Below are 18,297 nucleotides of genomic sequence, written 5' to 3'. Positions count from 1 at the left end.
AGGAAGGAGCGGGGGGTGGCTGCGCTGCGCTCAGCCCTTGACAGCGCCCGTGAGCACGCCCTTGGTGAAGTAGCGCTGGAGGAACGGATAGACACAGAGGATCGGGACGACGGCGATCACGAGGACCGCCATCTGGACTGCCTGCTGCGGGGCGAGCACCTCGCCGGCGGAGGCGGCGTTCAGGCTCTGGCCCTGGAGGACGTAGGTGCGCAGCACCATGGGCAGCGGCCATTTGTCGGTGTCGTTGAGGTACAGGAGCGAGTTGAAGAAGGCGTTCCAGTACGTCACCGCGTAGAACAGGCTGATCACGGCGAGGACGGCCTTGGACAGCGGCAGGACGATCCGCACCAGGATGCGGAAGTCACCGGCGCCGTCGACCTTCGCCGCGTCGTACAGCTCCTCCGGGAGGTTCATGAAGAAGGAGCGCAGGACGACCAGGTTGAAGGCGCTGACCAGGGTCGGCATGACGAGCGCCGCGTAGGTGTCGTACAGGCCGAGTCCCTTGACCAGCAGGAAGTTCGGGATGATGCCCGCGTTGAACAGCATGGTGAACAGGGCGGTCATCAGGATGAAGCGGGAGCCGGTGACCTCGCGGCGGGAGAGACCGTACGCCATGCCGACGGTGACGAGCAGGCTGGCGAGGGTGCCGAACACGGTGATGCCGACGGAGACGAGCAGCGCCCGGGTGACGACGCCCCCGGTGAAGATCGTGCGGTAGGCGTCCAGGGTGGGGTGGTCCGGCCACAGGACGAGGCCGGAGCTCTTGATGATGTCGGTCTGCGAGGCGAAGCTCGTGCCGATGACACCGATCAGCGGGTAGGCGACGGCCAGGACGACGACCACGACGGCCACCGCCTTGGCGGTCTGGCCCAGGCGGGTCGGGCGCTCCATCCACGGGGGCCGGCCGTCGGACTTGCGTACGGGGGCGGGGCCGGGCGCCGGTGCGATGCTCCGGGACCTGGCGCGTGTCTTCTCAGCGGTCAGCACCGCGGTACACCCCTTCGTGGCCGAGCCGGTGGGCGAACTTGTTCGCGCCCAGCACGAGTGCGGTGCCGATGACCGCCTTGACGAGTCCGACGGCGGCGGCGACGCCCCAGTCGTTGTCCTTGATGCCGTGGTAGTAGACGTAGGTGTCGAGGACTTCACCGGCGTCCGGGCCGACCGCGTCGCGCTGGAGCAGGATCTGCTCGAAGCCGACGGAGAGGATCTGCCCGAGGTTGAGGATCAGCAGCAGGATGAGTACGGGGGCGATGCCCGGCAGCGTCACGTGCCACAGGCGGCGCCTGGGTCCGGCTCCGTCGATCGCGGCGGCCTCGTACTGCTGCCGGTCGATGTTGAGCAGCGCGGCGAGGATGATGATCGTGCCCCAGCCGGCGTCCTTCCAGGCCACTTGGAGCGTCAGCAGCCAGGGGAAGGCGTCGGGGTCGCTCATCATGTCGTAGCGCGGCAGCCCCATGCCGCCCAGGACGTCGGGCAGCATGCCCGCACCGCCCAGGATCTGCTGGAAGATCGAGACGATGATGACCCAGCCGATGAAGTGCGGCAGGTAGACGACGCTCTGCACGAAGCGCCTGATGCGGTCGCTGGCGATGCTGTTGAGGAGCAGGGCCAGCGCGATCGGCACCGGGAAGAAGAACACCAGCTGGACGAGGGCGATCTCCAGCGTGTTGAACGTCGCGCTCCAGAAGGCCGGTTCGGCGAACGCCGCCGAGAAGTTGGCGAAGCCCACCCAGACGCTGTGCATGTATCCGAGGTACGGCTGGTAGTCCTGGAACGCCACCACGTACCCGAGGAGTGGGACGTAGTGGAAGACGACGAAGTAGAGCAGACCGGGAAGGGTGAGCAGCAGCATCACCCGGTCGCGCTTGATCCGCTGCCCGAGCGTCAGCCGGCGTGGGGCGACGGCGGCGGTCCGGTCGGTCGGCGGGGCGGGTTCTGCAACCCGCATTCGCCGCTTCCGCCGCTTTTCCCGCGGTAGCGGGGGTGCTGTGTCAGCCATGGTGCGTCCTGTTCGGCTGGGTGACGCGTGGTGAAGCCTTCTGCGGCCGCAAGTTAGTAAGCGGTTAACCCAAGCGTCAAGAGATGTGGACGAACGTCTTTGTTACGCGATGCTCTCGCGAGGAAATCCGGCCCCCGGAAGCCCTAGATACCAACGCAAATGGGGCAGTTGGGTAGCGGGAGAGCTTGACGGTCGCCCACAAAGCTCCTTAGCGTGCCGGTCATTCCATAGAACGCGATTACTGTCCGGAGGCAGGGTGCGAACCACTGAAGAGGCGCCGGCTCGATCCGGCACCGGCGCTGCGGCCCCTCCCGAGAGGCGCCCGCGCACGGTCCTGGTCATGAGCCCCGGGCTGCTGGACGACGTCTTCCCACCCCCGGTCCGGGCCCGTCTCGAGGAGACCGCCGAACTCCTCGAACCCTCCCTGATCAGCGAGTTCGACTCCCCCGCCGCCGCGCGGGCACTGGCCGCCGCAGAGGTACTGCTCACCGGCTGGGGGTGCCCGAAGGTGGACGCCGGGCTGCTGGACCGGACACCGCGGCTGCGGGCCGTGATCCATGCGGCCGGCACGGTGAAAACGTTTCTGTCCCCGGCCGCCTTCGACCGCGGGATCGTCGTCTCCTCGGCCGCCGCGGCCAACGCCGTTCCGGTGGCGGAGTTCACCCTGGCGGCGATCATCATGGGTGCGAAGCGGGTGTTCCCGCTGGCGGGGCTCTACCGCGCCCGCCGCACCCACCGCACCGGGGCCGACCTCGACCGGCAGCACTGGCTCGGCACGCACGGGCTGACCGTCGGGGTCGTGGGCGCGTCCCGGATCGGCCGCCGGGTGATCGAGCTGCTGCGGGTCCTGGACGCGGAGGTGCTGCTGTACGACCCGTACGTGAGCAATGCCGAAGCGGAGCTCCTCGGGGTGACCCGCACGGACCTGGACACCCTCGTGGCGACCAGCGACGTGGTGAGCGTCCACGCCCCGGACACCCCCGAGACGCGGGGGATCATCGACGCGCGCCGGATCGGCCTGATGCGCCCCGGCACCCTGTTCGTCAACACGGCGCGCGGCACCCTGGTGGACACCGAGGCGCTGACAGGGCACCTGGTCAGCGGGCGACTCGACGCGGTGCTCGACGTCACGGCCCCCGAGCCCCTGCCCGCCGGTCACCCGTTGTGGGACCTGCCCAACGTCTTCCTCACCCCGCATCTCGCGGGCGCCCAGGGCAACGAGGTGGGCCGGCTCGGAGCGCTCGCCGTGGACGAGCTGGCGCGGTACGCACGAGGTGAGCCCTTCACCCATCCGGTACACCGGGCCGACCTGGGGAGGATCGCATGAACACCGTCCCCCGACAGGCTCTAGGCTCGGCGTCACACAACAGCCAACAGGGGGAGAGCCGGATGCGTCGGCAGAGCACGGCCGCGGACGGACAGCGGCGGGCCACGGTCACCGACGTCGCGAGGCTTGCAAGCGTCTCGACGGCCACCGTCTCCCGCGTCCTGAACCGCAACTACCCCGTCGCGGAGGCCACCCGGGAGCGGGTCGAGTCGGCCATGCGCGAGCTCGGCTACGTGGTCAACGCGCACGCCCGCGCTCTGGCCGGTGTCTCCAACCGCACCGTCGGCATCATCGTCAACGAGGTCATCGACCCCTTCTACGCCTACATCGCACGCGGTGTGGAGCGCGAGGCGGCCCTCGGCGGGCGGCTCTGCCTGGTCTGCTGCACCCAGGGCGACCCCCAGCGTGAGCTGGCCTTCATCGACCTGATGCACGAGCGCAGGGCGGACGCGGTGGTGGTGGTCGGCGGGTCGATCGCCGACCGCGGGTACACCTCGGAGCTGGCCCGCCGGGCCCGGGAGCTGGACGCGGGCGGGTCCAAGCTGGTGCTGTGCGGACGGCCGCCGCTCGGCGAGGCCGCGCCCACCGCGGCGGTCGAGTACGACAACGAGGGCGGCGCCTTCGCCATCACCGACCACCTGCTGATGCAGGGCCACGAGCGGATCCTCTACCTCGGCGGCCCCCCCAAGCTCTCCACCACTCGCGACCGGCTGGCCGGCCACCGGCGCGCCCTGGAGCTGCGCGGGATCGCCATCGACCCCGACCTGTCCCAGCCCGGCGCCTTCAGTCGTAACTTCGGCTACCGACGAATGGCCGAACTGCTGCGGGACGGGCCGGAGTTCACCGCCGTCTTCGCGGCCAACGACGTGGTCGCGGCAGGCGCCGCCCAGGCGCTGGAGGAGGCCGGGGTGCGGGTACCCAAGGACATCTCGCTGGTGGGGTACGACGACATCCCCGTCGCCCAGGAGCTGCGCCCCCGGCTGACCACCGTCCATGTACCGCTGGAGGAGATGGGCCGCCAGGCCGTGCGGCTCGCCGTCTCGGGCGGGGACGAGGACGACTGGCGCGAGCCGACGACGGGTGCGCTGCGGCTCGGCACCCACATCGTGGTACGCGATTCCGTCGCGCCCCGGGCCGGCAGGCCCGGCCGTATGTGACCGGTTGCTACCCGCGACCCCGGGTCGGCAGCACCACTCGGATGTGACCGGTTACTTCCCGCCTGTCCGCAGTTGGCCATAGAAAATCACAGTAACTTCGCGACTCCCCTTGCGGCTCGACAGCAACCGCTTACATCCTGACGGCACGCCCCACCCCGTTCCGCACGCTTCCGCCCCTCATTCGTTTCTGCAGGGAGAGTTCCGCATGCGTAAGTTCAGCTCCTCCAGCCAGGTTTCCCCCTCGGTCGGCCGCCGCGCCGTCCTCGCCGCCGGTGCGGGGGCCGTGGTCGCACTCGGCGCCGGCGCCGGTGCCGCTTCCGCGCAGGCGGCCACCGCCCGCCCCGGCATCCGCCCGGTCTCGCTGACCGTCACCGCCCGCCCGGCCGCCGAGGCCGAGCGGCTGCGGCTGGCCCAGGCCCTGCGCGGCTCGGAGTTCCAGCCCACCGGCCTGTACGCCCCCGCCGGAGCCCCGCTCTCGCTCACCGTCCAGCCGTACGACGACCTGGTACCCACGCTCTGGATCGGTGCCTGGGACTACTACGGCGAGATCATCGAGCCGCGCAGCTACCCGCTCACGGCGGGCGCCAACACCGTGACCGACCCGCACGGCGGCCCCGTCTATCTGACACTCACCGGGCGCGGCGAGCGGGCGGGCGTGCTGTTCCGTTCCGGCACCGTGGCCATGCCGGTCTTCACCCTGGGCAGCACCACGGAAGCCGCGTACCAGCAGCAACTCGACACCCTGACCACCTCGCCCTGGGTGGAGCTCCACGCCCCGAACACCATCATGACGCTGACCCGCGAGGGCGCGCTGCTGTACCGCGACCAGGACCATGCCGCACTGCTCCGGCTGGTCGAGACGATCATCGACTCGCACGCCCGGATCAGCGGACTGGACGGCTCGAAGCCGGTACACCGGCGCAAGGCGGGGCCGTACCACTTCACCGAGGTCAGCAAGGTGCCCGCGGGGGTCGGGGCCTACGCCACACACGGCTACAACGGCTTCCCGAGGGCCTATCTCGACCGGGCCACCACGGTGGAGGGGCTGCGCACCCGCGGCTGGGGTCTGTACCACGAACTCGGCCACCTGCACCAGCAGACGGCGTACAAGCCGGGCGGCCTGACCGAGGTCACCGTCAACATCTACTCGCTGGCCGCCCAGCGCACGCTCAAGCAGCCGTCCAATCTGCTCACCGTCGACCCGGCGACCGGACTCACCGTGTTCCAGACCTCGCGGGCGAAGTTCGGCACGGACGGGCTGACGTACGAGAAGTCCTTCGGCGCGTACGAGAAGCTCGTCCCGCTGCGCCAGCTGGAGCTCGCCTACGGGGAGGACTTCTGGCCCCGGCTGCACAAGCTGGTGCGCGAGGAGAACCCGCAGTCGGACTACACGGAGAACGCCAAGAGGTACCGCGCGCTGGCCACTTACTCCAGCCGCATCGCGGGATACGACCTCACCGACTTCTTCGTGAACACCTGGGCGTTCCCGATCGACTCAGTCGGCAAGGCCGAACTGGCGGCCCTCAACCTGCCGCAGCCGCCCGTCGACCCGAGCACCCTCAGCGACTGACCGAGCAGGAGAAGGAGTCACCATGCAGCTGAGCAGAAGGACGATCCTGGCGGCGGGCGGCGTCACCGTATCCGGCGTCCTCACCGCAGGCACGGCGCGGGCCTCGGAGCCGGGACGAGCGGCGCGGAGCGCGGACGAGGAGTTCGAAGGGTTGCTGGTCCGGGCCGAAACCCTCCTGACCGGAGGCGAGTTCGACACATCGGACCCCGACTTCGCCGCCGGTGTCGCCGCCCTGGACAGCACAGCGCAGGGACTCTGGAACACGCTGGACCGCGGCGCGGGCCGCACCGCGCTGTGGGCCGATCTGGCCCCCCTCACCGCTCCGGGGAACTTCGGCCAGAGCTATACGCGGCTGCGGACGCTCGCGACCGCGTGGGCCACCCCCGGCACCTCGCTGTCGGGCAGTGCGGAGGCGGCCGACGCCCTCGCCTCCGCACTGCGGTTCACCTACGACACCGCCTACCATCCGGCGGCCCGGGAGAGCGGCAACTGGTGGTTCTGGGAGATCGGTGCACCGCGTGCGCTGATGGACTCCTGCGTCCTGTTGCGCGGCCGCCTCCCGGCCGGCGACCTCACCGACTACCTGAGCGTCGTCGACCGCTTCTGCCCGGACGCGGACCGCCGCACCAACTCCCCCACCCTGTCCGAGACCGGTGCCAACCGCACCGACAAGGCCGTGATCGTCGCGCTGCGCGGGCTGCTCGGCAAGGACCCCGCCAAGGTGGCGTCCGCCCGCGACGCACTCTCCGACGTACGCGACGGGGGACGCAACAGCCTGTTCCGTCAAACGAGTTCGGGTGACGGGTTCTACGAGGACGGCTCGTTCGTCCAGCACGGCGTGGTCGCGTACACCGGTTCGTACGGCACCGTGCTGCTCGGCGGCGCCGCCTACCTGCTCTCGCTCCTCGCCGGCTCCCCGTGGGCGGTCGCCGACCCGAAGGTCTCGGTGATGTACGACGCCGTGGAGCGGAGCTTCGCCCCGGTGGTCTTCGACGGGCTGATGATGGACGCGGTACGCGGGCGGGCGGTGTCCCGGGAGCGCGCGGGCGACCACCGGGACGGCGCGGCGGCCGTGGCGGCGATCCTGCTCCTGGCCTCGGGGGCGCCGGCAGACCGGGCGGACCGGTGGCGGGCCCTGGCCAAGGGCTGGCTGACCCGCAACCGCACCACACCGTTCGCCACCCTGGCCACACTCCCCCAACTCGCCCTGGCCAAAGCCGTGCTGGGCGACGCGACGGTCCCCGCCGAGGCCCGCACGACGGGCAGCTTCGTCTTCGCCGACATGGACCGCGTGGTGCACCGCCGCCCCGGCTGGGCGTACGCCCTGTCGCTCTCGTCCAAGCGCATCTCCGCGTACGAGGCGGGCAACGGCGAGAACCTGCACGGCTGGTACACCGGCGACGGCATGACGTACCTGTACGACGGCGAGGACCCCGGGCAGTTCAACGACGGCTTCTGGCCGACCGTCGACCCGTACCGCCTCCCCGGCACCACGGTCGACACACGCGAACGCGCCGATCTCGGCACGGGCGGCGGGACGTCGACCTACCAGCCGGCCAACGTCGTCGCCGGCGGTGCGGTGCTCGACGGCAGACACACGGCCGCGGCGATGGAGGTGAGGGGCGCCCAGGGCAGCAGCCTGCGGGCCAGGAAGGCGTGGTTCCTGCTCGACAACGCGGTGGTCGCGCTCGGAGCGGGCATCACGGCGAGCGACGGCCGGACGGTCGAGACGGTCGTGGAGAACCGCAACCTGGGTGCGCAGGGCGGGAACCGGCTGCTGGTGGACGGAGTGGAGCAGGGCCCGAGCGGCACCGTGTCCCGGGCCGGCTGGGCCCATCTCGAAGGCACCGGCGGCTACGTCTTCCCCGGCTCCACCGCGCTGCGCGTCCTGCGCGAGGAGCGCACCGGCACCTGGCGGGCGATCAACACCGGGGCGGACACCGGGGGAAGCACCGATCCGGTGACCCGCCGCTACGCCACGCTGTGGATGGATCACGGCATCTCCCCCACCGACGCCGCCTACGCCTATGTGCTGCTGCCCGGCGCGTCGGCGGCGGCCACCGCGGTGTGGTCACGCTCGCAGCCGGTACGGATCGTCGCCAACGACGCCGTCGCGCAGGCCGTGGAGGACCGCAGGAACGGGCTGATCGCGGTGCACTTCTGGGGCGCCGGTTCGGCCGCCGGGATCACCGCGTCCGGTCCGGCGACCGTCCTGGTACGGCGGCGGGGCGCACACGTGTCCGTCGCGGTCACCGACCCGGGCCGGACCCAGACCGTGGTCACGGTCGAACTCCCCTTCCGTATCAGGTCGGTGGCAGCGGCCGACGACACCGTGACCCTCACCCCGGGGGCCCGGCCCGTCCTCACCGTCGCCGTCGGTGGCTCCCGAGGCCATACGCATCACGCCGAACTCAACCGGTAACCACCCCCGCCGTCCCCGAGGAGCAGCACCACCATGGCCGTCGCCCCACATCTGCATCTGCCGTCGACCGACCGGGTCCTGTCGTCACGTACCGGCTGGACCCGGGCCCACTGGGAGGCGACGGCCGACCGGATGCTGGACGCGCTGACGCCGTACGCGACCCCTGGGTTCGCCCAGTACCGGCTGCCGGGGCGCGGCAGCTGGTCCGGGGTCGTGTCCGACGGGCTGGAGGGGTTCGCCCGCTCGTTCCTGCTCGCCGCCTTCCGGATCGCGGGCGCGGGCGGGGCGGTCGACCCCGCGCTGACCGAGCGGTACGCGGCCGGACTCGCGGCCGGCACGGACCCCGCGAGCGGTGAGGCGTGGCCGCGGCTGACGGACTGCTCGCAGCAGATGGTGGAGGCGGCGTCGGTCGCCGTCGCGTTGCACGAGACCCGGCCCTGGATCTGGGACCGGCTGGACGCGAAGGTCCAGGAGCGGGTCGTCGACTGGTTCTCCGGGTTCGTCGGCGGCCGCACCTGGGACAACAACTGGCGGCTCTTCCAGGTGGTGTCCGAACAGTTCCTCGCCTCGGTGGGAGCCCCGTACAGCGCCTCGGACATCGAGGAGGGACTGGCCAGGATCGAGGACTGGTACGTCGGTGACGGCTGGTACACCGACGGGGACGGCCGCAACTTCGACTACTACATCGGCTGGGCCATGCATCTGTACCCGCTGCTGTGGGCACGGATCGCCGGCCCGGGCGGCGACGGCGGCCGGGCCGCGGCCTACCGGCAGCGCCTGAGCCGGTTCCTGGAGGACTACCCGCACTTCTTCGGTGCCGACGGCGCACCGGTCCACCAGGGCCGCTCCCTCACCTACCGGTTCGCCGCGCTCGCTCCCGTGTGGATGGGCGCACTGGCCGACTGCACGCCGCTCGCCCCCGGACTGACCCGCCGCCTCGCCTCGGGCACCCTCCGGCATTTCGTGGAGCGCGGGGTGCCGGACGAGCGGGGACTGCTGACGCTCGGCTGGTACGACACGTTCCTGCCGTCCACCCAGCCGTACTCCGGGCCCGCTTCCCCGTACTGGGCGAGCAAGGGCTTCCTCGGTCTGCTGCTTCCACCGGACCACGAGGTGTGGACGGCGCGTGAACTCCCTTTGCCCGTCGAGGAGTCCGACACGTACACCGCGCTGCCCGCCCCCGGCTGGCTGCTGCACGGCACCCGGCACGACGGCATCGTGCGCCTCGTCAACCACGGCAGCGACCACAATCCGCCTGCACCGGACCTCCCCGCCCTCGAAACCGGCGCGGATCCGGACCGGGGGGCGGGTGAGGACGATCCGCACTACGCGAAGCTCGCGTACTCGACGGCGACCGCTCCCGAGTCCGCCCCGCACGCCCTGGCTCGCGATGTCGACAACCATCTGGCCCTGCTCGCCCCGGACGGCACCCCGTCCCGTCGCCGCCGGATCCATCCGCTGCGCTGCGAGGACCGCGTCGCCGCCTCCTGGTCGGCGGCGCGGCTGCCCGGCGACGAGCACCCGTACCGCATCGAGACGACGAGTGTGCTGCACGGCCCGTGGGAGATCCGGGTGCACCGGGTCGAGGCGCCCGAGGGCGCGGTGGTCCGGGAGGGTGGCCACGCGGTGGCGCACGCGCAGAGCCCGTTCGCGTCGTCGGGGCCCGACTGGGCGCTCGCGCGCACGCCCGACGGGCTGAGCAGCGCGCTGGTCGCGCTGTACGGATGGGACGGGGGCGCGGACGGCGCCGCCGTGGCGCGCGACGTCGAGTCCAATGCGTACGGCCCGCACTCGGCGGTGCCGTATCTGCGCAGCGCACCGCGTGCGGGCGGCCGTAGCGTCCATGTCTCGCTCGTCGTGCTGTCCCGCGACAGCATCCACCCCGAGGCGCTGCGCACGGCCGTGCGGGTGCGGGTGGACGGTGACGCGGTGGTGCTCACCTTCCTGGACGGCCGTACGGTCGAGGCCTGACGGCCCCAGGCGTTGTCCGGCGCTCAGATTCCGAGGATGTTCTCCTCCCGCTGGTGGATGTGTCCGACGAGCTCCTGCGCCAGGGACTTGATCGTGTCGAGCCCTGCCCGTCCCCACGGGCGGGGCACGACGTCGACGGCGCAGACGGCCCCGAGGGCGATGCCCGTGCGGTCGATGAGCGGCGCCCCGAGGTAGGAGCGGATGCCTATGTCGTCGACGACCGGATTCCCCGCGAAGCGCGGGTAGTCGCACACGTCCTCCAGGACCAGCGCCTTGCGCCGGACGACGACGTGCGGGCAGAAGCCGTGGTCGAGGGCCACATAGCGGCCCCTGCGGCCGCTGCCTGCCGCCGCCGCCCCCAGATCCGAGCCTTTCCAGGTACCCGCCGGGGTGTGCAGCCCGGCATGGAACTGGCGGTTCCCGTCAATGAAGTTGACCATCGAGAACGGCACGTCGGTCACTTCGGCCACCCTGTCGGCGAAGGCGTCGAAGTTGTCGAACGAGGCGTCGGCCCGCTCTCCCAGACCGAGACTGCGCAGCCGCTGGGTCCGGACCTGGGCGTCGCTGTCGACGGGCGTCAGCAGCAGTCGGCCGAGGGCGTGCGGGGTCGTCACGGATGGGCTCCGTAGCTTCCGTGGCCGGTCAGCGGTGCGGGTTCGTCGGTGGCGTTGATGAGGTGCTGGACGAGGGTGACGAGCGCACCGGTGCCCGAACTCGCGATGCGTGCGTCACAGAGGACGACCGGTACCACCGGGGCGAGGTCCAGGGCCGCTCGCACCTCCTCGGGGCCGTAGCGGAACGCGCCGTCGAACTCGTTGACCGCGACGATGAATCCGATCCCCCGCCGTTCGAAGAAGTCGACAGCGGCGAAGCACTCCTCCAGTCTCCGGGTGTCGGCGATCACGACCGCTCCGAGCGCGCCCTGGGAGAGTTCGTCCCACATGAACCAGAAGCGCTCCTGTCCGGGCGTGCCGAACAGGTACAGCACGTGCTGCTCGTCCAGCGTGATGCGGCCGAAGTCCATCGCCACGGTGGTGGAGGTCTTGGACTCGATGCCTTCGAGGCTGTCCGTCGCCTCGCTGACCTGGGTGAGCAGCTCCTCCGTGCTCAGGGGCGCGATCTCGCTGACCGCGCCGACGAACGTCGTCTTTCCGACGCCGAAACCGCCCGCCACCAGCACCTTGAGCGCGACGGGAAAGCCCTCGGGGCTACCGGGGGCTTCCTCGTAACCGGACGTGCCGGGGTCCTCCCCGTACCCGGACGTGCCGGTGTCGCCCCCGTAACCGATGTGGCCCGGCGGGTCCGCGTACCCGCCACCCGGGGCGTCCGCGTAGCCGACGTGTCCGGGGCCCCCGTTGCCCGCGTACGGGGCGGAGCCGTCGAAGCCGTCAGAGCTGTCGTCGTAAGCCATCGAGCACTGCCTCCAGCAGGGATCGGTCGGTGGGCATGTCATGGAAGGCGGGCGGGTGCGCGGTGACCGCGCCGCAGTCGACCAGGTCCGAGAGCAGGACCTTGGTGACGACCGCGGGCAGCCGCAGATGCGCGGCGATCTCGGCCACCGAGGTGGGGCCGCCGCACAGCCCGAGTGCCACGGAGTGCTCGGGGCCGAGGTGCGTCTGCGGGACGGTCCCGGTGGCCATCACGAGGGAGAGCAGGTCGAGCACGGTCGTGGGACGGGTACGGCCGTTGCTCACCGTGTAGGGGCGGATGAGGCGGCCTGCCGCATCGTCGAGCAACGGCCCGTCCTGCGTGGCCGGCACGGTCACAGCCCCGCGGCGCCCGGCACCCCGGCCGCTTGTCTCGTCGGCGTCATCAGATAGGGCCGGACGCTCTTGACCAGCATCGTCATCTCGTAGCCGAGCACGGCGGCGTCGGCGTTCCGCCCGGCCAGCACGGCCAGACAGGTGCCGGAACCGGCGGTGGCGACGAAGAGGAGCGTCGAGTCGAGCTCCACCACCACCTGGCGGACCTCTCCGTTGTCCCCGAACCGGGCCCCTGCACTGCGGCCGAGCGAGTACAGGCCGGCGGCCAGCGCGGCCATGTGGTCGGCGCTGTCGGCGTCCATGCCGTGGAGGGATTTCACCAGCCCGTCGGCGGAGAGCAGGACCGCGCTGCGCGTGTACGGCACGCGCTGTACCAGCCCGCTCAGCAGCCAGTCGAGGTCCGAGACCTGACCGGACGGCATATCGGTCGCCATGGTGCATCTACTCCTTGGTGGTGTTCGTGTTGGCTTCGAGTGGGTCTTGGTCGTTGTGGTACGCGCCTGCCCCGAGCAGTTCCACGGGAGCGGCCCCGCGGACCGGGAGCGGCTCCAGCGGCGCCCGGGCGGGCGCCGGGGCGTCCCCGCCGGTCCGCATGTCCTGCGGCTCGTCGGCATCCGTCGCGGTGTCGCCGTCCGATGAGGTCCCGGCCTCGGACTCCTCACGTGCTTCGGCGAGATCGATGCCGCGCCGGAAGGCCGCCACCAGGCCCGGGTCGTGCAGGGTTGGCTCCTCCTCGGTACGCGGTGCGGGAGCCTCCCTGAGCTGTGGGACCAGGCTTTCCTGGTTGGCCCGCCTGGGGAGCTGGGGCCGCCCCATCGTGCCGCGCACGACACCGGTCTCCTGGGGGAGTACGGGGACCGCGTCGTCGGTGGCCCGGATGCCGGGGAGGGCGTCGGCGGGGGTGGGCCGGTCGAGGCGTTCGGCACGCAGCGGGAGCGGGGGGCCCTCGCCCTGGCGCGGCGTCTGCTGCGGTGCCTGGTGCATCCGCAGTTGCTGCTGCGGTACGTAGGGGCGCCGCTCCGGTTCGGGGTCGGGGGCCGGGCCGCGGCGGGTCGCTGTGCCGTCCGGGGGTGGCGGGCGGTGCACGGGGCCGAGTGGCGGGGCCGGAGCGCCGGCGGGCTCGCCGGACACGTCCTCGTCGGCGCCGAGCAGCGACTGCGGGAGGACGAGCACGGCCTGGGTGCCGCCGTAGATGTTGCTCTGGAGGCGTACGGCGATGCCGTGCCTGCGGGCCAGGGACGCCACCACGAACAGGCCGATCCGGCCGTCCTGGAGCAGTCGGGCGACATTGACCTGGTCGGGGTCGGCCAGCAGGGCGTTCATCCGCTTCTGCTCGTCGCCCGGCATGCCGAGACCCCGGTCCTCCACCTCCAGGGCGAGGCCCGCGGTGACGCGCTGGGCGCGGAGCAGGACCTGGGTCTGCGGGGCGGAGAACACGGTGGCGTTCTCCACGAGTTCGGCCAGCAGGTGGATCACGTCGGCCACGGCGTGCCCACGGAGCGTGCCGTCGATCGGGGGGACGAGTTTGACCCGGGGGTACTGCTCGACCTCGGCGATCGCCGAGCGCAGCACCTCCGTCATGGTGACCGGGTTGCTCCACTGCCGCCGGGAGACGGCGCCACCGAGGACGGCGAGGTTCTCGGCGTGCCGCCGGATGCGTGTGGCCAGGTGGTCGACGTGGAAGAGCCCCTTGAGCAGGTCGGGGTCCTCGACCTGGTGCTCCAATTCGTCGAGCAGCTGGATCTCGCGGTGCACGAGCGACTGCAGGCGGCGGGCGAGGTTGACGAACACCTCGACCTTCTGGTCCTCGCCGGAGTGCTCCGTCAGCCGGAACGCCTGGACGACGGCGCCCACGGCCCCCTCCTGCTGGCGCCCGAGCTCCTGCGCGAGCAGCTCGAAGGCGTCGCTGCCGGGGGCGACGGGCTGCGGGGGGCGCCGCGCGGGTACGGGTTCGCCGTTGCGGAGCTGTTCCACCACCCGTTGCAGATCGGCCTGGCCCTGTGCGCTGGCCCGGCGCAGGGCCAGGCAGCGGCCGAGGACGGTGGTCGCGACCCGGTTGGCGGCCAGGAAGGCGGCCACCATGGCGGCGACGGCCAGCGCGCCCGCGGCGCCGAGCGCCGTCCAGAGCTCTCTGGAGGGCCGGGCGCCGCCGGAGCGGGCGGTGAAGATGACGGCCGCGGCACCGGCCAGTGCGACGGCGACGGCCGGCAGCACCGCGGTGCGCAGGAGTTGAGGGCGTATGCGCGCCTCGGGAGACGGCCGGGCAGAGCGCGGCCTGCCCGCGGCCGAGTGGGAACGGGGACCCGGTCGGCCGTGCCGTCCGCCCTCTCGTCGTTCCGGTCGCGCGTCGGGTGCGCGAAGTTGAGACATCAGCGTCCTCGGTACGTGGGGCCCCAGGCATCGGCGTTCATGTGGTGGCACCTACGGTGGTCGGTCATTCTCGGGTCATCGGCCGGGCAGGCTCGGAGAATATGAGCCCACCGTTGATCACCGGGCACACACGGTAGTCGCCTTGCGCGAGGGTGCGACGGGCAGTTGTGGAACTTGCCCGCCATCCGTCCCGCTCTGGTATGACCTCTCGCACAAGCGAACGATTTCGCCGGTCGGATACCCGGCCGGCCGACACCCGATCGGCGGTACCGCACCGCATGAACGCGGTACCACCCGCGAACGCGGCAAGCCCCCTCGACCGCCGTCGAGGGGGCTTGCCGGGTGCGGGCGTTATGCCGAGTAGCCCTTCGGCGGGATCAGCGTGGCGAGCTGATCGAAGGAGATCCAGTAGATCTGGTTGCCGCTGAAGGAGGCGGGGTCGGCTATGAGAACGGTGCGGTCCACCTCGTCGTAGCCGAAGACGGTGAAGTAGTGGTAGATCGTCTGGTCCGAGGGGTAACCGGGCGGCTGGTTGCCGGGCGGAGCCACGATGTTGGTCACCAGCGGGTAGTTGCGGTCGATGTCGAAGACGATGTCGTACCAGAGCAGGTCCCGCTGGGCCTGGGTGGGCGGGTCGTTCGGCATCTCCTTGGTCTCGTACCAGCCCCCGCCGAGGTTCGAGTTGAGCACGCTCGTGACCTGGCCGATGTGGTCGGTGCCGTTCTGGGTGGTGCCGAGCTGCCGGGCCAGGTCTGCCTGGCTGGGCGGTGCCATCCGGGCGGAGAGCGCGATGCGGGTGGCGGCCGGACCGCACCAGTAGCCGGTCTCCTGGACCTGGTAGTCGATCTGCAGCCAGTGGGCGCTCTGTGTACGTCCGGCGGCGACCTCCAGCCGGGTACCCGGCTCGTTGCGCCCGCTGACGACGGCCGTACCGGCCTTCGAACCGTGCGCGAGCACGGACACGGACGGGGAGTGCGGTGCGGGCGACGCCTGGGCCAGGGTGGGCTGGAGGAGAGCTCCGACGGCGGCGACGGCGATCGCGGCGGACACGAGTCTCTTGCGCATGAAGGCTCCTGAGGAGGGTGGGGGGCGGCCTTGCGGCAGAAGTGCGTTCGGGAAGCGCTGAGCCGTGCGGGTCAGCGTGAATCAGAGTCGCCGTTGCCGCACGAAGGGCGCAAGCGACGAAAGCCCTGGCTTACGCCGGGACTTGAGAGGCCGTCACACCCTTCCCGCTACCCCCGGGGCTTCATGCTCCGCCGGACCCCGGCGACCGGCGGGACCGCTCCTCGGCGGCCAGCAGGGCCCTGCCCTCCGCGGTCGCGACGTGGAAGGAGCGGCCGGCCTTGCGCACCGTGACGACCAGCCCGGCCGCCCGCAGCACGTTCAGGTGCTGGCTGACGGCGGGGTGGGTCACGTCCAGGAGCCGGGCCGCCCCGACGGTGGAACAGCCGGTGCGGGTGGCGCGCAGGATGCCCGCACGGGTGTGTCCGAGCAGCGGCCCCAGGGGCCCGGCGCCATCGGCGGAACGGGACCTGGCGGCGGGAGCCGGTTCGGCCCAGTCCGGGGCGTGGTGGATGGGATAGACCAGAACGGGCGGCAGGTCCCCGTCGGCCAGCGTGATCGGCGTCGGCCAGCAGAAAAACGATGGCTGGAGTACGAGCCCCCGACCGCGCAGGTGCAGATGCTGATCCACGGGGTACGTCACCTCCAGGACGGGTGACCGCCAGCGGAACTGCGGTCCGAGCCCGGTCAGCAGGCCCTCGGTTCCCCCGTCGAGCAGGCTGTACAGCCGGACGGCGCGATCGGCGTCGACGTGGGCGTGGACGCGCTGCCAGTACGGGGCGAGCGCCTCACGCTGGTACGCACCCAGGGCTCCGCCCAGCCGACGCAGCGCATCGGTGTCGCCTCCGGCCAATGAGCCTACCCACCCGGGCAGTTGACAGGAGGACGCGAGATGGGTCAGGTCGGTCCGCAGCCGTGGCCGCGGGGTGCTCATCAGGATGTCGAGAGCCGCCTGCAGTGTGGCGCCGCCGGATGTGGGAGTGAGGAAGTCGGGCGAGTAGCCGCGCGGAGGCAGGAGCGAGGACAGCAGCCGGGGGCTGTCGGAGAGCCGCGGCCGCACCCAGCGGCGCCATGCGCCGAACACCCTTTCGCCGTCGCGCCGTTGCAGGGTCTGCACACTGTTGCTGATCTCCCAGAGGAAGTCCGGACCGGGAGCCACCCTGACCCTCGCCAGGTCCTCGGACGTGAAGTGCACCCGCAGCATGGCCGCTCCCCCGGGAAGTGAGCTCCTCGGGCCGCAGCGTACCGCTGCTCGGCCGTCGCCCCACCCGGCCCGGACGTGACCGCGCCGGCCGTCCCGGTGCACCGCCGGGGAGGCGGGTCAGCGGGGCAGCCGGCGCGCCCGTCTCACGCCTGGGGAGCCCGGTCGCGCTCGGGGGCGGCTGCGGCCTTGGCCCCACCGGGAAGCTGTACGTGCACCGGGGGCCAGTTGCCCCATCCCGGTGCCGGTTCGGCGGCCACGGCACGCCACCACGGCTCGACCGCCGGTGTGGCGGCGGGTTCGAACGGCTGGCCCGGTCGCGGGGCCGCCATCGTCACTCCGGCGAACTGCGTGGCGCGCATGGACCATTCGGCGGGTTCGGCCCACGGATGCAGGGCGAGGTTGAACGTACCCCAGTGGATCGGCAGCATGACTCCCGCCGACGGGTCGTCGCCCTGGAGGTCGATATGGGCCTGGACCCCCTCGTCGGGGCTCATGTGGATGTCGGGCCAGGCGCCGGGTTCCGGCTTGCTGTCCGTCCGGTCCTTCGGCCAGTACTGGCTGTACGCGCCGATCTGGATCATGGTGGCGTCGAACGGGCCGTGCTCGGCGCCGATCTCCTTGAAGCCGGGGAAGTAGCCGGTGTCACCGCTGTGGTAGATCCGGTGCTCGGGGCCCGCCACGACCCAGGACGCCCAGAGGGTGTGCTGCTGGTTGCGCAGACCGCGCCCGCAGAAGTGCCGGGCGGGCGTCGCGGTCAGGCTGATCCCGGCGACGGTCGTGGACTCGTTCCAGTCGAGCTCGTGGATCCGGTCCAGCGGTACGCCCCAGCGCTCCAGGTGCGCACCGACGCCGAGCGGCACCGCGAAGACCGTGGCGGTGCCCGCGAGGGAGCGGATCGTGGGCAGGTCGAGGTGGTCGTAGTGGTCGTGCGAGATCACCACCACGTCGACCGGGCCGAGGGCGCCGAGCGGCACCGGTGCGGGGTGCACCCGCTTGGGCCCGGCGAAGGCGAAGGGGGAGCAGCGCTCGCCCCAGACCGGGTCGAAGAGCACCCGCCGTCCGTCGATCTCGGCGAGCACGCTGGAATGCCCCATCCAGGTGAGCCGCAGGCCGGAGGCGGGGGGCTCGGCGATGTCGGCGAGGGTCGTGGCGTGCACGGGCACGGTCCCGCTCGGCGCCCTGAGGACGCGCTCCTCCTTGCGGAAGTAGACCTTCGCGAACTCCAGCGCGGACCCGGAGGGTCTGATCCGCGCCCCCACCGGGTTCTGGAAGACCCCGTCGGCGAAGTTGGGAGAACGCCGGATGCGCTCCATACGGGCGCCACCCGGGTCGGCCCCGAAGGCTGCGGGGCGCAGCGCACGCAGCCTGGTGCGGAGCGGAAGGTTGGAGTCAGCGCCGGTCACAAGATCTCCTGAGGGAGTCGGTGTCGTCTCATTATGGACAGGGGGGACG

15 protein-coding genes are annotated in these 18,297 nt (G+C 71.7%); 5 read left to right on the top strand and 10 right to left on the bottom strand.

All coding sequences use genetic code 11. The annotated features are described in order from the left end of the window. Positions 1 to 30: 30 nt before the first annotated feature. Both ACIBJG_RS22375 and ACIBJG_RS22370 read right to left on the bottom strand, forming a co-directional pair. The gene (locus ACIBJG_RS22375) at positions 31 to 891 is read right to left on the bottom strand and encodes a carbohydrate ABC transporter permease (RefSeq protein WP_399309763.1); all 861 of its coding nucleotides are present in this window, start codon (positions 889 to 891) and stop codon (positions 31 to 33) included. 82 nt (positions 892 to 973) lie between these two features. Further along, on the bottom strand, positions 974 to 1,999 hold the full coding sequence (locus tag ACIBJG_RS22370; protein ID WP_399309728.1) for an ABC transporter permease: 1,026 nt from the start codon (positions 1,997 to 1,999) through the stop codon (positions 974 to 976). Between the two features lie 340 nt (positions 2,000 to 2,339). Here ACIBJG_RS22370 and ACIBJG_RS22365 point away from each other — a divergent pair, with 340 nt between their 5' ends. From ACIBJG_RS22365 to ACIBJG_RS22345, 5 genes are all read left to right on the top strand, one after another. Next, positions 2,340 to 3,326, top strand: coding sequence for a hydroxyacid dehydrogenase (locus tag ACIBJG_RS22365; protein WP_399309726.1), 987 nt, complete (start codon positions 2,340 to 2,342; stop codon positions 3,324 to 3,326). 62 nt (positions 3,327 to 3,388) lie between these two features. Beyond that, positions 3,389 to 4,483 carry a LacI family DNA-binding transcriptional regulator gene (locus ACIBJG_RS22360; protein WP_399309724.1) on the top strand — a complete coding sequence of 365 codons (1,095 nt, stop codon included), beginning with the start codon at positions 3,389 to 3,391 and terminating at the stop codon, positions 4,481 to 4,483. 205 nt (positions 4,484 to 4,688) lie between these two features. Then, the gene (locus ACIBJG_RS22355) at positions 4,689 to 6,053 is read left to right on the top strand and encodes a M60 family metallopeptidase (RefSeq protein WP_399309722.1); all 1,365 of its coding nucleotides are present in this window, start codon (positions 4,689 to 4,691) and stop codon (positions 6,051 to 6,053) included. 22 nt (positions 6,054 to 6,075) lie between these two features. Beyond that, positions 6,076 to 8,475: a polysaccharide lyase 8 family protein gene (locus ACIBJG_RS22350; protein ID WP_399309720.1), complete on the top strand. Its 2,400-nt coding sequence runs from the start codon at positions 6,076 to 6,078 to the stop codon at positions 8,473 to 8,475. Between the two features lie 33 nt (positions 8,476 to 8,508). After that, entirely contained in the window at positions 8,509 to 10,446 is a 1,938-nt protein-coding gene (locus tag ACIBJG_RS22345) for a DUF2264 domain-containing protein (protein ID WP_399309718.1), read from the top strand. Positions 10,447 to 10,469: 23 nt separating this feature from the next. Here the strand turns inward: ACIBJG_RS22345 and ACIBJG_RS22340 are convergent, their stop codons facing one another. The 8 genes from ACIBJG_RS22340 to ACIBJG_RS22305 form a co-directional block, all read right to left on the bottom strand. Beyond that, entirely contained in the window at positions 10,470 to 11,060 is a 591-nt protein-coding gene (locus ACIBJG_RS22340; RefSeq protein ID WP_399309717.1) for a GAF domain-containing protein, read from the bottom strand. Further along, positions 11,057 to 11,626, bottom strand: a complete 570-nt coding sequence (locus ACIBJG_RS22335) for a GTP-binding protein (RefSeq protein WP_399309761.1) — start codon at positions 11,624 to 11,626, stop codon at positions 11,057 to 11,059. Before ACIBJG_RS22335 ends, ACIBJG_RS22340 begins: the two co-directional genes overlap by 4 nt. 208 nt (positions 11,627 to 11,834) lie before the next feature. Beyond that, positions 11,835 to 12,206: a DUF742 domain-containing protein gene (locus ACIBJG_RS22330; RefSeq protein ID WP_148017001.1), complete on the bottom strand. Its 372-nt coding sequence runs from the start codon at positions 12,204 to 12,206 to the stop codon at positions 11,835 to 11,837. 2 nt (positions 12,207 to 12,208) lie between these two features. After that, positions 12,209 to 12,643 carry a roadblock/LC7 domain-containing protein gene (locus ACIBJG_RS22325; RefSeq protein WP_306084018.1) on the bottom strand — a complete coding sequence of 145 codons (435 nt, stop codon included), beginning with the start codon at positions 12,641 to 12,643 and terminating at the stop codon, positions 12,209 to 12,211. A 7-nt stretch (positions 12,644 to 12,650) separates the two neighbouring features. After that, complete coding sequence (locus ACIBJG_RS22320) at positions 12,651 to 14,579, bottom strand: ATP-binding protein (protein WP_399309715.1); 1,929 nt, start codon at positions 14,577 to 14,579, stop codon at positions 12,651 to 12,653. Positions 14,580 to 14,930: 351 nt separating this feature from the next. After that, entirely contained in the window at positions 14,931 to 15,644 is a 714-nt protein-coding gene (locus tag ACIBJG_RS22315) for a C39 family peptidase (protein ID WP_399309713.1), read from the bottom strand. A gap of 181 nt (positions 15,645 to 15,825) precedes the next feature. Beyond that, a complete protein-coding gene (locus ACIBJG_RS22310) occupies positions 15,826 to 16,845 on the bottom strand; it encodes an ArsR/SmtB family transcription factor (protein ID WP_399309711.1) in 1,020 nt (339 codons plus the stop codon). A gap of 143 nt (positions 16,846 to 16,988) precedes the next feature. Continuing rightward, complete coding sequence (locus tag ACIBJG_RS22305) at positions 16,989 to 18,248, bottom strand: MBL fold metallo-hydrolase (RefSeq protein WP_399309708.1); 1,260 nt, start codon at positions 18,246 to 18,248, stop codon at positions 16,989 to 16,991. Positions 18,249 to 18,297: the final 49 nt, after the last annotated feature.

The sequence above is a fragment of the Streptomyces sp. NPDC050422 genome (assembly GCF_044458665.1).
Taxonomy (GTDB): Bacteria; Actinomycetota; Actinomycetes; order Streptomycetales; family Streptomycetaceae; genus Streptomyces.
This window is presented reverse-complemented; position numbering and strand designations above follow the sequence as displayed.

Bases quoted from the DNA above. Each gene is read 5' to 3' on its own strand.
- ACIBJG_RS22370 (WP_399309728.1), bottom strand. From the start codon at position 1,999: ATGGCTGACACAGCACCCCCGCTACCGCGGGAAAAGCGGCGGAAGCGG.
- ACIBJG_RS22325 (WP_306084018.1), bottom strand. From the start codon at position 12,643: ATGGCGACCGATATGCCGTCCGGTCAGGTCTCGGACCTCGACTGGCTG.
- ACIBJG_RS22315 (WP_399309713.1), bottom strand. From the start codon at position 15,644: ATGCGCAAGAGACTCGTGTCCGCCGCGATCGCCGTCGCCGCCGTCGGA.
- ACIBJG_RS22320 (WP_399309715.1), bottom strand. From the start codon at position 14,579: ATGTCTCAACTTCGCGCACCCGACGCGCGACCGGAACGACGAGAGGGC.
- ACIBJG_RS22350 (WP_399309720.1), top strand. From the start codon at position 6,076: ATGCAGCTGAGCAGAAGGACGATCCTGGCGGCGGGCGGCGTCACCGTA.
- ACIBJG_RS22365 (WP_399309726.1), top strand. From the start codon at position 2,340: ATGAGCCCCGGGCTGCTGGACGACGTCTTCCCACCCCCGGTCCGGGCC.
- ACIBJG_RS22310 (WP_399309711.1), bottom strand. From the start codon at position 16,845: ATGCTGCGGGTGCACTTCACGTCCGAGGACCTGGCGAGGGTCAGGGTG.
- ACIBJG_RS22345 (WP_399309718.1), top strand. From the start codon at position 8,509: ATGGCCGTCGCCCCACATCTGCATCTGCCGTCGACCGACCGGGTCCTG.
- ACIBJG_RS22375 (WP_399309763.1), bottom strand. From the start codon at position 891: ATGGAGCGCCCGACCCGCCTGGGCCAGACCGCCAAGGCGGTGGCCGTC.
- ACIBJG_RS22360 (WP_399309724.1), top strand. From the start codon at position 3,389: ATGCGTCGGCAGAGCACGGCCGCGGACGGACAGCGGCGGGCCACGGTC.
- ACIBJG_RS22355 (WP_399309722.1), top strand. From the start codon at position 4,689: ATGCGTAAGTTCAGCTCCTCCAGCCAGGTTTCCCCCTCGGTCGGCCGC.